This window comes from Streptomyces djakartensis, assembly GCF_014651075.1.
Lineage (GTDB): Bacteria > Actinomycetota > Actinomycetes > Streptomycetales > Streptomycetaceae > Streptomyces > Streptomyces djakartensis.
This window is the reverse complement of record NZ_BMWE01000014.1, coordinates 106052-120423: the sequence shown is the minus strand read 5'-3', so window position 1 is coordinate 120423 and position 14372 is coordinate 106052. Positions and strand designations below refer to the sequence as shown.

Annotated in this window: 12 protein-coding genes; 7 read left to right on the top strand and 5 right to left on the bottom strand. The window is 71.1% G+C overall.

What is annotated here, in order from left to right; all coding sequences use genetic code 11:
* Window positions 1–64: 64 nt before the first annotated feature.
* Window positions 65–616 (bottom strand): hypothetical protein, encoded by a 552-nt coding sequence (locus IE212_RS24090; protein WP_190200008.1) that lies wholly within the window; start codon window positions 614–616, stop codon window positions 65–67.
* Between the two features lie 28 nt (window positions 617–644).
* A complete protein-coding gene (locus tag IE212_RS24085; RefSeq protein WP_373301427.1) occupies window positions 645–1214 on the bottom strand; it encodes an ATP-binding protein in 570 nt (189 codons plus the stop codon).
* Between the two features lie 165 nt (window positions 1215–1379).
* Here IE212_RS24085 and IE212_RS24080 point away from each other — a divergent pair, with 165 nt between their 5' ends.
* Both IE212_RS24080 and IE212_RS24075 read left to right on the top strand, forming a co-directional pair.
* Window positions 1380–1610, top strand: coding sequence for a DUF397 domain-containing protein (locus IE212_RS24080; protein ID WP_190200007.1), 231 nt, complete (start codon window positions 1380–1382; stop codon window positions 1608–1610).
* A 126-nt stretch (window positions 1611–1736) separates the two neighbouring features.
* On the top strand, window positions 1737–2651 hold the full coding sequence (locus IE212_RS24075; protein WP_190200006.1) for a helix-turn-helix domain-containing protein: 915 nt from the start codon (window positions 1737–1739) through the stop codon (window positions 2649–2651).
* A gap of 51 nt (window positions 2652–2702) precedes the next feature.
* On the opposite strand, the gene IE212_RS24070 is transcribed toward IE212_RS24075, so the two are convergent.
* On the bottom strand, window positions 2703–3530 hold the full coding sequence (locus IE212_RS24070; protein ID WP_190200005.1) for an SAM-dependent methyltransferase: 828 nt from the start codon (window positions 3528–3530) through the stop codon (window positions 2703–2705).
* A gap of 381 nt (window positions 3531–3911) precedes the next feature.
* Here IE212_RS24070 and IE212_RS24065 point away from each other — a divergent pair, with 381 nt between their 5' ends.
* Window positions 3912–7082, top strand: a complete 3171-nt coding sequence (locus IE212_RS24065) for a glycoside hydrolase (RefSeq protein ID WP_190200004.1) — start codon at window positions 3912–3914, stop codon at window positions 7080–7082.
* Between the two features lie 54 nt (window positions 7083–7136).
* Here the strand turns inward: IE212_RS24065 and IE212_RS24060 are convergent, their stop codons facing one another.
* Entirely contained in the window at window positions 7137–8582 is a 1446-nt protein-coding gene (locus IE212_RS24060) for a glyceraldehyde-3-phosphate dehydrogenase (protein WP_190200003.1), read from the bottom strand.
* A 181-nt stretch (window positions 8583–8763) separates the two neighbouring features.
* Here IE212_RS24060 and IE212_RS24055 point away from each other — a divergent pair, with 181 nt between their 5' ends.
* Window positions 8764–9636: a hypothetical protein gene (locus IE212_RS24055; protein ID WP_190200002.1), complete on the top strand. Its 873-nt coding sequence runs from the start codon at window positions 8764–8766 to the stop codon at window positions 9634–9636.
* Between the two features lie 106 nt (window positions 9637–9742).
* Here IE212_RS24055 and IE212_RS24050 read toward each other — a convergent pair whose 3' ends face one another.
* Window positions 9743–11074, bottom strand: a complete 1332-nt coding sequence (locus tag IE212_RS24050; RefSeq protein WP_190200001.1) for a CitMHS family transporter — start codon at window positions 11072–11074, stop codon at window positions 9743–9745.
* 130 nt (window positions 11075–11204) lie between these two features.
* Here IE212_RS24050 and IE212_RS24045 point away from each other — a divergent pair, with 130 nt between their 5' ends.
* The 3 genes from IE212_RS24045 to IE212_RS24035 all read left to right on the top strand — a co-directional run bounded on the left by IE212_RS24045 (window position 11205) and on the right by IE212_RS24035 (window position 14367).
* The gene (locus tag IE212_RS24045) at window positions 11205–12128 is read left to right on the top strand and encodes a LysR family transcriptional regulator (protein WP_190200000.1); all 924 of its coding nucleotides are present in this window, start codon (window positions 11205–11207) and stop codon (window positions 12126–12128) included.
* 114 nt (window positions 12129–12242) lie between these two features.
* Entirely contained in the window at window positions 12243–13460 is a 1218-nt protein-coding gene (locus IE212_RS24040; protein ID WP_190199999.1) for a CaiB/BaiF CoA transferase family protein, read from the top strand.
* A complete protein-coding gene (locus IE212_RS24035; RefSeq protein ID WP_190199998.1) occupies window positions 13450–14367 on the top strand; it encodes an HpcH/HpaI aldolase/citrate lyase family protein in 918 nt (305 codons plus the stop codon). Before IE212_RS24040 ends, IE212_RS24035 begins: the two co-directional genes overlap by 11 nt.
* The last annotated feature ends 5 nt before the right edge of the window (window positions 14368–14372 follow it).

Sequence of the window (14372 nt, the reverse complement as noted above, 5' to 3'; positions counted from 1 at the left end):
CACTGCCCGGCCCCCGGGAGGCGAGGGGCATCTCCCGTGGTGACAGCGGGCTCTCACCGTTTCGTCACTTCAGGTACCCAAGGGAGCGGGCGAGCTCGGACGTTGCCCGGGCGATCTCCGTGTCCCCGTCCGACATCAGCCGCCCGAGCTCACCGCACCGCGCACGCACCGCCTGGCGCGCCGCGCGCTCCCACACCACCGGGTTCTCCCGGTGGTTCAAAAGCTTCGGGTAGACCGCGGCGGTGCTCTCCCACTGCCGTGCGTCGGCGATGCACTTGAGCAACCGGATGATCTGGGCCCGGCATGTCACCTGTGGCAGCTTCGCCAGCTCCCAGAGGAACGGGACCGTGGCGGCCGTCGCCTGCTCCACGACGAAGCCGAACTGGCAGATCCGTTTCCGCAGGTCGTCGAGAGCGGACCGGGCGGTCTCGGCGTCGCCCCAGGCGATGCCGTTGAGCAGGAGCGGAATGGCCGCCGCCGAACCCGTGGAGTCCTGGATGTCACTCCAGGGCACGCGGTCCAGAGCGGTGAGCGGCGTGTTCCTTGCCACCCCGCTCGGGGCGTCGGGGCGCTGTGGGCGCTCGCTGCTCGGGTTTTCCGTCGAAGCGCTGCGCATGGCGAGGGGCCTTTCCGCGGCAGTCGTGTCAGATGGGTGGACAGGCCGGCAACCTGGCCCAGACCGTCTTGCCCGCCGGGGAGCGGAGGACCCAGCCCCATTCCTCGGCGAGGGTGTCGACGATGCGCAGGCCCCGGCCGTGTTCCTCCAGGCCGGAGTCCGCGGATGCGTAGACGGGCGGGTGGTCGTCGGGGTCGGAGACGGTGACCAGCACATGGGTGGGGTCCAGGAGGAATCCGAGCAGGATCTCCGGTACGCCCGCCTCCCCCGGCGCCGCGTGCGTGGCGGCGTTGGCGGTGAGCTCGGTGACGACGAGAGCGGTGTCGTCACAGCGGTGGTCGAGCGACCAGTCGTGCAGTGTGTCGCGGGTGAAGGACCGCACTCGCGTGAATCCCTCCCGGCTGCACTCGACGCGCAGGGCGGCCGATGCGGCCAGGACACCCGAGAACTGCGGCAGCGTCCGCGGCATCGACGGTGGGGGCCCGGACGCCATCGAGGCCCATGGTCCGGAAGCGAGTTCGTCGCTCGGGCCGGGTGCGACCGCGAGCGCCGCGACCTCACTCGGCGGCCTGAGCACGTGCTGCGCGGCTGATGACACGGCATCTCCCCGATGCGACGTCAGGACTCGGCGCCCGCCCGGGGGTTGACGCCGCGGCTATTATCCACGCTGACGGCCCCCGCGTGCAATTGCACGAGAAATTGCGTGAGAAGCCAGCCGTCGGGGGTACGCGAGCCGGGGAACGAGAACAACAAGGAGACTGCGGTGCCACGAGTGCGGAACGGAGTGCAGGCAAGCTCGCTGGACGCCTGCTGGATCAAGAGCCGGCGCAGCAACGCCGAAGGCAACTGCGTCGAAGTGGCCACCCTCGCCGGCGGGGGGATCGCCATGCGCAACTCCCGTGACCCCGACGGGCCCGCGCTCGTCTACACGGAGGCGGAGGTGGCCGCGTTCCTGGCCGGGGCGAAGGATGGCGAGTTCGACCATCTGGTGTGACGTGAGGTGCGGTGAAGTGGAGCTCAACTGCCCAATTCCGGACGGCCACTGCGGGACTGAATGCGGCGGAGTCCGGCAGGGTGCGATAGTGTAAGTCGCCCTTGTGTCGGTCTGCTGGGAGCCAGGATGTCCGCCGCGTCGCATCGCATCTCCCGTCTGGAACCCTATCTGGACAGACCCGAGCCGGCGCCGACTCTGCTGAAGATGCTGGTCGGTGTGCAGCTCGCGGGCTTCCGCGAGGACGCCGGTCTCGCCCAGGACCAGGCGGCGCGCGCTGTCGGCTTCAGTGCCGCGAAACTGTCCCGCATCGAGTCGGGCAAAGGCCGCCGCCCACCGACGGAGAACGACGTCCGGGCGTTGCTGCGGCTGTACGGCACCGACGACTACGAGTCCTCGGTCTTGCTCAAGCTGCTGCGGTGCGCCGGTGAGCCGGGCTGGTGGCAGCGCTACGACAAGCGGCTGATGCCCGAGTGGTTCGACCGTCTGGTCGGCCTGCAGGAGGCCGCCGCCACCATCCGTACCTTCGAGATCCAGTACGTGCCCGGCCTGTTGCAGACACCCGCCTACACCAGGGCGGTGGTGGAGCGCGGCCTGCCCAACGCTCCTGCCGGTGAGGTGCAGCGGCGCGTCGAACTCCGCGAACAGCGGGCGCGGTTGCTGTCGCGGCCGGAGGCACCGCAGCTGTGGGCGATCATCGACGAGTCGGTGCTGCTGCGGGTCCTGGGCGGTGCCGAGGTGATGCGCGAACAGCTCGCGCACCTCGCCGTAATGGCCGAGCGCCCCAACGTGACCCTGCAGATCGTGCCGTTGAACGTCACGAACGCCTCGGCGCCGGCCATTCCGGTCACGTATCTGCGCTTCGGCGGCCTCGACCTTCCAGACGTGGTCTACCTCGAGCACATCAGGAGCGCGAACTTCCTCGAGGACCGTGACGAGACGGAGGAGTACCGGATCGCGCTGGACCGGCTCGCGGATGAGGCGCTCAAGCCGCGTGACTCGCTGGAGCTGCTGCGGACGACGATGGAGCAGCGCTATCCGTGACGGGTGAGTGCCTCTCGCCGGACGGCCCGCGTCCGGCGGGAGGCACCTCTGTCACCTTGCGAGGGGGAGCCGCCCCACACCGCCGAACTCGATCCATTCGTGGCTGAGCTGACGGGGCGCCACCTCGGTGTCGGGGCGCCACGTCGACACCTCCACGAGGCCCGGCTCGAGAATCTCCAGATCCTCGAAGTACGTGGTGACGTCCTTCGGCTCACGCACCCGGCCCCAGTGCCCCTGCGTCGCCTGGTCCATGAAGTCCGTCACGAAATCACGGACCTCGGCGTCCTCGCTGACCAGCTGGCACATCACCATGAAACTCCCGGGCGCGAGCCTTTCCCGTACCCGCCGGGCCACCGCCAGGGGCCCGTCGGTGTCGCTGTCCGGGATGCAGTGGAACACCGAGTTGAACAGCACGCACACCGGCTCCGAGAAGTCGATCAGCCGCTTGGTGTCGGGGTGGTCGAAGATCAGGTCCGTGTCGCGCATGTCCGCGTGGATGACGCTCGTGCGCTCGTCCTGCTCCAGCAGCGCCCGGCCGTGCACCAGCACCATCGGGTCGTTGTCGACGTACACCACATGGGCCGTGGGATCGATGCGCTGGGCGACCTGGTGCACGTTGTCCTGCGTGGGCAGACCGGATCCGTGGTCGAGGTACTGCCGTATGCCGTACTCCTCGGACAGGGTCCGCACCACCCGCTGCAGGAAGCGCCGGTTGTTGAGAGCCAGGCGGCGCGTGCTGGGCACGACCTTGTCGAGTTCCTCGCACGCGGCACGGTCCGCCGCGTAGTTGTCCTTGCCCCCGAGGTAATAGTCGTACATGCGCGCTGCCGTCGGCACGTTCGCGTCGATCTCGGTCGACAGCCGCTTCTCGGATTGCATCGCTCCCCCTGTGTGGCGCCGCGCCAACGGACTGGCCGGACAGGAAGTACATCCTAGGGAGCGGGAGTTGGCCGCTGCCAGCCCACTGCGAAAGGTGCCACGATCGACGACAGGATGATCGCCCTGTCGCGACGCGGTGTACGCCCGCCTGAGGCCCGTGCACTCCCGGCGACGATGAGAAGGGCGAAGCCGAGGGCGACGGTGGTCCCCGGCCGGTCGTGGTGCGGGGGCGCTGGTGCGCGAGCTCCTGGGGTGAGGTCCTGCGACGGAGAGGTTCTCCATCCCAACTCGCCCTGCCTCTTGACGTGTTGATTGCCGTCCTAAAACATTCGGGAAGCTCGATCGGTTCTGCGTGGTTCTGTTCGCTCCCGAAGGGAATCCATGTCCAGCAGACATCGCCTCGCCCGGGCCCTGGCGATCACCGTTCCCCTGGCCCTCGGTGCGGGGCTCGTCAACATGCCGCCCGCTGCCGCAGCTGCCGCCGAACCGCCCGGCGGCGCGGTCACGGTACGGATCGACCCGTCCTACCGGCAGCAGGAGTTCGAAGGGTGGGGGACGAGCCTCGTCTGGTTCGCCAACATCACCGGCCGTTACCCGGAACCCATCCGGCAGAAGCTCGCCGACATGCTCTTCGGGGATGACGGCCTCCGCCTCAACATCGCGCGCTACAACATCGGCGGCGGCAACGCCCCGGACGTCCGCAAGGACTACATGAAGACCGGCGCGACGATGGACGGCTTCTGGAAGGCCCCCGAGGGCACCACCCGGGAGGACACCGACTGGTGGAACCCGGACAACCCCGAGCACTGGGACTGGTCCGCCGACGCGGGGCAGCGCTGGTGGGTGGACCGGGTGAAGAGGAAGGTAACCCGCTGGGAGGCCTTCAGCAACTCGCCGCCCTGGTTCCAGACCGTCAGCGGCTACGTCTCCGGCGGCTTCGACGCGAACACCGACCAGATCAGGGCGGACCGCGTCGACGACTTCGCCGCGTACCTGGTCAAGGTGACCGAGCACCTAGAGAAGAAGCACCGCATCAGGTTCGACACCATCGCCCCGCTCAACGAACCCAACACCAACTACTGGGGCACCCGGCTCGGCCCTGACGGGCAGCCCACGGGCGGCCGCCAGGAGGGGGCGCACGCCGGACCGGAGCTTCAGCAGAAGGTCGTCCTGGCCCTGCGCCGCGCCCTCGACAAGGCGAAGACCCGTGCCGCCGTCTCCGCGATGGACGAGACCAACCCGAGCACCTTCGTGCGCAACTGGAACGCCTACGACGACTCCGCCCGCGCCGCCGTCGACCAGCTCAACGTGCACACCTACGGCACCGGCATGCGCACCAGCGCCCGGGACAGCGCCAAGGCCGCCGACCGGCCCCTCTGGATGAGCGAGGTCGAGGGCACCTGGGGCACCGGCACCGACTTCACCGGGATGGAACCCGGACTCGGCATCGCCACCCGCATCGTCGACGACATCCGGGAACTCGAGCCGTCCGCCTGGGTGTTGTGGCAGCCCGTCGAGGACGCCATCCCTCAGGCGCAGGCGGGCAAGAACTGGGGCAGCATCCACATCCCCTTCAACTGCACCGCGAAGGACACCCTGGAGACCTGCCCGGTCAAGACCAACACCAAGTTCCACACGCTGCGCAACTTCACCCACCACATCCGCCCCGGCGACCACTTCGTGAAGACCGACGACCCCTCCAGCGTCGCCGCTGTCCGGGGGTCCGGCCGCGGAGCGACCGTCGTGCACGTCAACAACGGCACCACCCCGCGCGCCGTGACCCTGGACCTGTCGCGGTTCCGGCGCGTCACCCACGGCGCCACCGTGACACCTGTGGTGACCAGCGCCGACGGCGCCCTCGTCCGTGGCACTGCCCAGCGGGTGAAGAACGACTCGGCCACCGTGACCGTCCCGCCGAAGTCCGTCACCACCCTCCTCGTCGACGGCGTGTCGGGCACCGACAAGGACGCCGCGCTCGTCCAGCCCGGCCATGTCTACCGCCTCCAGGGCGCCCAGAGCGGAAAGTCCCTGGCCCCGGCAGCCGACGGCGACGGCGTCGTCATCCGTACGGGCGACCCGGACGCCGTGTCGCAGCTGTGGTCCGTGAAGCGGCTGACCCGCGGGGACGGCAACCGCGAGCGCTACGCCCTGGTCAACGCGGAGACGGGCGACCGCCTCGCCGTGCGCGACAACGAGGCCGTGCTGGAGGACGCCGACACGCCGGGCGCGCAGTGGATCATGTCCACCACCGGGGACGGCACCTGGACCTTCGTCAACGCCGCCACGGGACGGCTGCTCGACGTCGTCGGTCAGTCGACGGCCGACGGTGCCCGCGTGTCGGCCCACCTGTCGGCCTCCAACGCGAACCAGCGGTGGTCCGTGACGGACGAGACGGTGCTGCGTACCGAGCCGGCCACGGCGTTCACCGTGCCCGGCCGCGCACCCGAACTGCCCGCGACCGTGACGCCCGTCTTCCGCGACGGCGCCCGCGGCGCGCTCCCCGTGCGGTGGACGCCGCCCTCCGACGCCCGCTGGGACGAGCCCGGAACGGTACGGGTGAAGGGCAGGGCGACCGACGCGCTCGGCCGGACCGTACCCGCCCGGGCGGTCGTCACCGTGGACACCGTCGCCTCGACGCTTCCGGCCCGGGCCAAGACCTACACCGGCGGGCGGCCTGGCCTGCCCGCCACCGTCACCGGCGTCGGCCGGCACGGCGGAACCGCCGAACTCCCGGTCACCTGGGACCCCGCACCCGACGGCGCGTACGACGCCGCCGGTGTGGTGACCCTGCGCGGCACCGCCCGCGTCCCCGGCGGCACCACGGCAGCGGCGACCCTGCGCGTCCAGGTCACCGCACCCCGCGAGGCCAACGCCGCGCTTGACGACGGCGTGACCACCGGGGCGACGTTCACCGAGAGCGGCTACTCCGCGGAAGGGCTGCGCAACGGAAACACCTCCGAGAAGGCCTGGTCCAACTGGAAGCCGGGCGCCAAGAACCCCTCCGACACCATCACCTTCACCCTGCCGCAGCCACGCGACCTGACGCGGGTCGTGACCCACTTCCACCGCGACGGCTCCAACGTCAGCTTCGCGGAGTCCCTCAAGGTGCAGGTGCGTGGCGCCGACGGCAGCTGGGCCGACGCGAGCGACTCCGTCCCCGTCGGTACCGAGGGCACGCCCGTCGCCGACGTGCCGGTGCGCGGCTCCGGCCCGGTGACCGGGGTGCGCGTGGTCATGACGGCCCGCCCGGGCGGCTACCTCACCCTCGGGGAGATCGAGCTCCGGGCCAAGGCACCCGGCACCTCCGCGGACGCCGCCGCGGCGGCGATCGAGGTGGACGGCGTGCCGATCGACGGGTTCGACCCGGAACGGACGAGCTACCGCGTGACCAGCGACCGCCCGGACCGGGCGAGGATCACCGCCACGCCGCGCGACCCGTACGCGGCCGTGTCGGTCCGCGAGGACACCGCACGGCGGGCCCAGGTGGTCACCGTGCGCAGTGAGGACGGTACGCGGACCCGGCAGTACAGGATCGAGCTCACCGGCTCCTGACGCATGAGAACGCGGGGCGTGCCAGCCGGACACGCCCCGCGTCGCCTCAGGGGATCAGACCGCCGGGGCCGGGTACGTCGGGTACTCCACCCCCGACACATGCTGCACGACCCGGATGACCTGGCAGGAGTAGCCGAACTCGTTGTCGTACCACAGGTACAGGATCGCGTTGTCGCCCTCGACCTTGGTGGCGCCGGCGTCGACGATCGAGGCGTGCCGCGAGCCGATGAAGTCGCTGGAGACCGCGTCGGGCGCGCTGATGAAGTCGATCTGACGCTTCAGCGGCGAGGTCAGGGACACCTCACGCAGGTAGTCGAGGACCTCCTGGCGGTCGGTCTCACGCGCGAGCTGAAGGTTGAGGATCGCGATGGACACGTCCGGCACCGGGACCCGGATGGAGCTGCCGGTGATCTTCGCCTTGAGGTCGGGAAGAGCCTTGGCGACGGCGGAGGCGGCGCCCGTCTCCGTGATCACCATGTTGAGCGGCGCGGACCGGCCCCGGCGCTCGGACTTGTGGTAGTTGTCCAGCAGGTTCTGGTCGTTGGTGAAGGAGTGGACGGTCTCCACGTGGCCGCGCTGGACCCCGAACTCGTCGTCCATCGCCTTCAGCGGCGGCACGATGGCGTTCGTGGTGCAGGACGCGCAGGACAGGATCCGCTCGTCCGGCTTGATGGTGTCGTGGTTGACGCCGTGCACGATGTTCGGGACGTCGCCCTTGCCGGGCGCGGTCAGGACGACCTTGTCGATGCCGGGACGCAGGTGCTCGGACAGGCCCTCGCGGTCGCGCCACTTGCCGGTGTTGTCGATGAGGATGGCGTCCTTGATGCCGTACGCCGTGTAATCGATCTCGGACGGGTCGTTCGCGTAGATGACCTTGATCTCGTTGCCGTTGGCCACGATCGTGCTGGTCGCTTCGTCGACGGTGATCGTGCCCTGGAACTGGCCGTGGATCGAGTCGCGGCGCAGCAGCGAGGCGCGCTTGACGATGTCCTGCTCACCGCCCCCGCGCACGACGATGGCCCGCAGCCGCAGGCCGTTGCCCGAACCGGCCTTCTCGATGAGCAGCCGGGCCACGAGCCGGCCGATGCGGCCGAAGCCGTACAGGACGACGTCGCGTCCCTCGCGGCGCTCGATCTTGTTGGCGCCGGTGGCACCGGCGACGGCCTCGGCGGTGAACTCCGCGACCGACAGACCGCGGTCGTCCTCGCGGTACGTCGCGGCGAGCATGCCGATGTCGATCTGGGACGGCCCGAGGTCGAGTCCGGCGAGGCTCTCGAGGAACGGCAGCGTGTCGGTGACCGACAGCTCCGCACCGGCGATCTGCCGGGCGAACCGGTGGGTCTTGAGGATGCTGACCACCGACTTGTTCACCAGGGAGCGGCTGTGCAGCAGGACGGTCACGTCCCGCTCCCGGTGCAGCTTCCCGATGATCGGGATCATCGACTCCGCGATCTCCTCGCGGTTCTTCCAGTTGGTGAAGGAGTCCTCGTTGGCAGTCACGAATCCATCTTTCGAGCTAGGCGGCGCTCATATGTTAAACCGTCGATTTCCGGATCATGAACGGGGGCCCAGGCCACCCCTCCCGGGGGCCCAGCCACCCCTCCGGGGGCCACTCCGCGAGCCCCCGGCCGCAGGGCCTGAGACCATCGGAGCGGCGGAGCCTTCACGCGAAAGGACGCTCATGGACTACGACGCCGTGGCCGACGAGCTGTACGCCACGCGGCCGGAGGACTTCACCGCAGCCCGCGCCCAGGCCGTGGCCGCCGCCCGCACCGCCGGAGACCGCGAGCTCGCCGACCGGATCGGCTCCCTGCGCAAACCCAGCCTCGCCGCGTGGGTCAGCAACCTCCTGGTCCGCAGCCGGCCCGGCGAGGTCGAACCCCTGCTCCGGCTGGGGGAGGGGCTGCGGCAGGCCCACCGGGACCTGGACGGCACCCAGTTGCGCGAGCTGAGCCGCCGGCAGCACGCGCTCATCCGCGCGTTGTCCCAGCAGGCCCGGCAACTCGCCGCGGAGGCCGGCCATCGGATCAGCGAGAGCGTGCAGCGCGAGGTCGAGAACACCCTGCACGCCGTGCTCGCCGACCCCTCAGCGGCCGAGGCATGGGCGACCGGCCGGCTGGCCAGGCCGCTCAGCGCGACCGTCGGATTCCCGGCCGCCGCCGAGGGCGCGGGGCCGCGGCGTGGCACGGCACCCGCGAAAGCCGCCCCCTCCCGCCCGGACGGGAAGGCCGACGCGGAGCACCGGCGGCGACTGGCCAAGGCCCGTCAGGAGGCCGAGGCAGCCGAGCGGGACCTGCGCACGCTGCAGGACGATGCGGCGGCCGCCGGCCGGGCGCTGGAAGACGCGAAACAGCAGGTGGAGCGCCTCCAGCGGCAGGTGGACGAGCTCACCGGGGAACTGGAACACGTTCGTGGTGAACACCAGCAGGCCCGCTTCGCCGAACGCACGGCACGGGAAGCGGCGCGCACGGCCGACCGCCGCGTCCGCGAAGCCGGACGCCGGGCCGCCACGGCCGCGTCCCAACTGGACCGCCTGACCTCAGCGGAGACCTGAGGGGCACGGCGAGGGCGAGTCCGACGAAGCGCGGCGTCGCCTTTCCGGCCCGCCCCGGGGCCTCCGCCGGGAGCGGGTCTGCCTGATGGCGGGCTGTCAGCCTCCGTCAGAGGGAGAGGGCCCCGGTCAGGAGGGCACCGGCGGTCATCACGAGTGTGGTGGCGAAGGCCCAGCGGAAGACGAACCGCTGGTGTTCACCGAGCTGGACGCCGCTCATGCCGACCAGGATGAAGGTCGAGGCGGTGAGCGGGCTGAGCGGGAAGCCCGTCGTCATCTGGCCGAGGATGGCGGCCCGGGCCACCTCGGCCGGGTCGGTGCCGAAGCCGTGTGCCGTCTCGGCGAGCACGGGCAGGACACCGAAGTAGTAGGCGTCCGGGGTGAAGACCAGACTCAGCGGCATGCCTGTGACCGCCACCAGCACCGGCAGATGTCCGCCGAGGGAGCCCGGTATCACCGACACCAGCGCCTCGGCCATCGCGTCGATCATCCGGGTCCCGGTGAGAACCCCGGTGAGCACACCCGCGGCGAAGATCATCGTGGTCACGAGGACCACGTTCTTCGCGTGCCTGTCGAGCAGTGCCTGCTGCTGTTCCCACGTGGGGTGGTTGACCAGGAGCGCCACCGCGAACCCGAGGACGAACAGCACCGGCAGCGGCATCACCTCGAGGACCAGGGCGACGACGAGCACGACGGTCAGCAACAGGTTGAAGACCGTCAGCCCCAGCCGCCGGTGCTCCGCCACCCGGACGGCGCCAGGACCGTCGCCGGGCGCGGCAGCGGTCGTCCGGACGGCTTCGGTGGTCCCCGGACCCGGCACCGTGAGCGCCCCGAGCCGCCGCCGCTCCCGGCGGCCGATCAGCCAGGCCGCCACCAGGACCCAGACGATGCCGAGCCCCATCGCGGGCAGCACCGGCGTGAACACCTCCGAGCTCTCCAGCTTCAGCGCCGCCATGGCCCGCACCGTGGGCCCGCCCCAGGGCACCATGTTCATCACGCCCGCCCCGAGGCAGACCACCCCGGACAGCACCAGCGGGCTCATGCCGAGCCTGCGGTAGACGGGCAGCAGCGCGGACACGGTGATCAGGAAGGTGGAGGCTCCGTCCCCGTCCAGGGCCACACACAGCGTCAGGACGGCCGTGGCGACGGTGATGCGCAGCGGATCGCCCTCGGCCAGCCGCAGCAGACCGCGGATCAGCGGATCGAACAGGCCGGCGTCGACCATGAGGCTGAAGTACAGAACGGCGAAGGCGATCATGATGCCGGTGGGCGCCACCTTCGACAGCCCGTCGAGCACCATCTCGCCCAGCTCGCCCGCGAACCCGCCCGCCAGCGCCGCCAGCACCGGAAGCACCACCAGCGCGACCAGCACCGAGACGCGTCCGGACATGGTGAGCAACAGGAACAGGGCGATCGTGGCGAAGCCCAGCGCTGCCTGCATGATGACGCTCGCTTTCTCGGGGATAGCCGAGAGTGTCCGAGCGCCGGCAGATCCATGTCCAGCATCAAACAGATATCTCTCGATGCGATTCACGCATCAATCGGCGCGCTGTGGCCTACGCTTCCCGGCCATGGAGGCCACCTTGCGCCAACTCTCGGCGTACGCTGCCGTCGCCAAGGCGACGAGCTTCACCGCCGCCGCCCTCAGGCTGGGCGTGTCGCAGTCGTCCCTCAGCCGCGCGGTCGCCGACCTGGAGCGGCAGGTCGGCGCCCAACTGCTCGAACGCGACACCCGCAACGTGCAGTTGACCGCCGCGGGCGTCGAGGCACTGCGGATCGCCGAGCAGATCCTCGGCGCCCACCGGGCCGGCATGAGGGAACTGGACCGCTTCCTGCTCGGTGAGTCCGGCACGGTCGCCGTCGCCACGCTGCCCTCCGTCGCCGCCGTGCTGCTCCCACAGGTCATCTCCGGCTTCCGCACGGACCGGCCGCGGGTGGCCGTGCGCCTGCTCGACGGTCTGGAACGGGCGGTGCTGAACCGCGTCCTGTCGGGCGACGCGGACTTCGCGATCACCACGGTCGGCGTGCCCCCGGAGCGGCTGGAACTCCGCCCCCTGGTCCGGGACCGTTTCGTGGCGGTCCTGCGCGACGACCATCCGCTCGCCGGCCGCGACGAGATGGGCTGGGCGGACCTGGCGCGCGAGCCGTTCCTCGCGGTCGGACGTGACTCCAGCGTGCGGCGTCTCACCGACGCCGCCTTCGGCCAGGTCGGCGCGCACGCGGATCCCGCGGCGGAAGCCGGCAGCGTCGCCACGGTGGGCGGACTGGTCGCCGCCGGCCTCGGCGTGACCGCGCTGCCCGCCCTCGTCCTGCCCCTGCTGGGCACCGGGCCCTTCGTCTTCCGGCCGCTCGTCGGCCCCGTCGTCGACCGGCGCCTGGACATCGCCCTGCGCGCCCGGCGCACCCTCCCGAGCGTCACCGAGCACTTCCTGGAGACGCTGGAGAACTTCCGTGCCGAGGGAAGGCCACTTCCGCCGGGAGTGTCCTGGGCCTGAACCCGATTGATGCGCTCTCCGCATTGATTGATGGCGTTCTTTTGCTGGACAGGCATTTCTCCGCCTCGGCAGTCTGAAGACGAACCTGACCAGCTGAGGCGAGGGGGCGCAGCGGTGCCGGACGACCAGCGGAACACCACGGGGCACGGGCAGTTGCGAGGACTGAAGGTCGTCGAGTTCGCCCACGTGGTGGCCGGCCCGCTCGCCGGTTCGATGCTCGCCGACCAGGGGGCGGACGTGGTCCACGTCGAACCGCCGGGCACCGGCGACGCCGCCCGCGCGATGGGGCCCCGGCGCGACGGCGTCCCTCTGTGGTTCAAGGTCGCCGCCCGCAACAAGCGCTCCGTCACCCTCGACCTGCACCACGCGGAGGGCCGCGCGGTCGCCCGCCGCCTCGTCGCCTGGGCGGACGTCGTCATCGTCACCCTGCGCGCCGGGCGTCTGCGCAGCTGGGGCCTCGACTGGGAGGCCGTGCACCGGATCAACCCGAAGGCGGTCCTGCTGCAGATCTCCGGCTTCGGCGCCACCTCGAGCCAGGCGGACGCCCCCGGCTTCGGCAAGATGGGTGAAGCCCGCAGCGGGGTCGTCCATCTGACGGGACATCCGGACGGGCCACCCGTCCACACCGGCTTCTCGCACGGCGACGCGGTGACCGGCCTGATGGGTGCCTACGCCGTCCTCGCCGCCCTCCACCGGCGCGACCACGACCCCGGATTCGACGGCGAGTGGATCGACCTCGCCCTGTTCGAACCCCTCTTCCGGCTCGTCGAGTGGCAGGTCATCGTGCACGACCAGCTGGGTACCGTGCCCCAGCGCTCCGGCAACCAGCTGGCGGTCGCGCCCGCCGCCGTCATCAACACCTACCGCTCCCGGGACGAGCAGTGGATCACGGTGACCTCCGCGACACCGCGTTCCGTGCGCAACGTGGCGCGGCTGCTCGACTTGCCGGAGGAGGAGTTCGCCACGTCGGAGCAACAGCACGCACGGCGTGGCGAGCTGGACGAGGGACTGCGGGCCTGGGTCGCCGGCCGCTCCGCCGCCGAGTGCCTGGAGGCGTTCGCCCGCGCCGAAGTCGTGGCCTCCCGGGTGTTCGACGCGGCCGACATCGCCGCAGACCCGGTCTACGCGGAACGCGGCGACATCGTCACCGTCGACGACCCCGACCTGGGCGAGGTCCGCATGCAGGCGGTCATCCCGCACTTCCGGCAGCGCCCCGGGCATGTCTGGCGCACCGGGCCCGCACTCGGCCAGGACAACGAACTCGTGTACCGGGACTGGCTGGGACTGAGCGACCGGGAACTGGCCCACCTGGAGAAGCACGATGTCGTCTGACGACCTCCCGGCGGCCCCGCCCCGCTCCCCGCTCCGCTCCCTGCTCTTCGTCCCCGGCCACCGCACGGACTGGCTCCCCAAGGCCCGGGCCGCCGGTGCCGACGCCGTCGTCCTCGACCTGGAGGACGCGGTACCCGCCCCCGACAGGCCGCTCGCCCGTGCCCGGGTGACCGACGCCCTGGCGGAGGCCGCGGCCCAACCGGTCGGCGGCATGGCCCTGTTCGTCCGCATCAACCCCCTCGACGACTGGACGGCCGCCGAAGAGCTGCGTGCCGTGGTGCGCCCAGGGCTGGCCGGAGTCGTCCTGCCCAAAGTGCGCACCCGCGCCGACGTACGGCTCGCGGACCGCCTGATCGGCTGGTGCGAACACGAGCATGGCCTGCCGCCCGGGACGACGGCCCTCGTCCCGCTGCTGGAGTCGGCCCGCGCGCTGCACGACGCCTACGACATCGCCGCGACGACTCCCCGGGTCGCCTACGCCGGCGCGCTGACCGCGCCGGGCGGGGACGTGGAGCGCGCCGTCGGCTACCGCTGGAGCCCCGAGGGCACGGAGACCCTCGCCCTGCGCTCCCGCGTCCTGCTGGACCTCCGTGCCGCCGGAGCGCCGTACCCGGTGAGCGGACTGTGGACGGACATCACGGACTTGAGGGGCCTGCGCGCCTTCGCCGAGCAGAACCGCTCCCTCGGCTACGACGGCATGATGGCCATCCACCCGGCCCACGTCCCCGTGATCAACGAGGTCTTCGCCCCCAACCCGGAGGAGCTCGACCGCTGCGCCCGACTCGTCGCCGCCGTGGAGGCGGCCCAGCGCGACGGTGTAGGGGCCCTCGTCTTCGAGGGCCGGATGGTCGACGAGGCCATGGCCGAAACCGCACGTGCGGTGCTGGCGCGACACGGACACGGCTGACACCA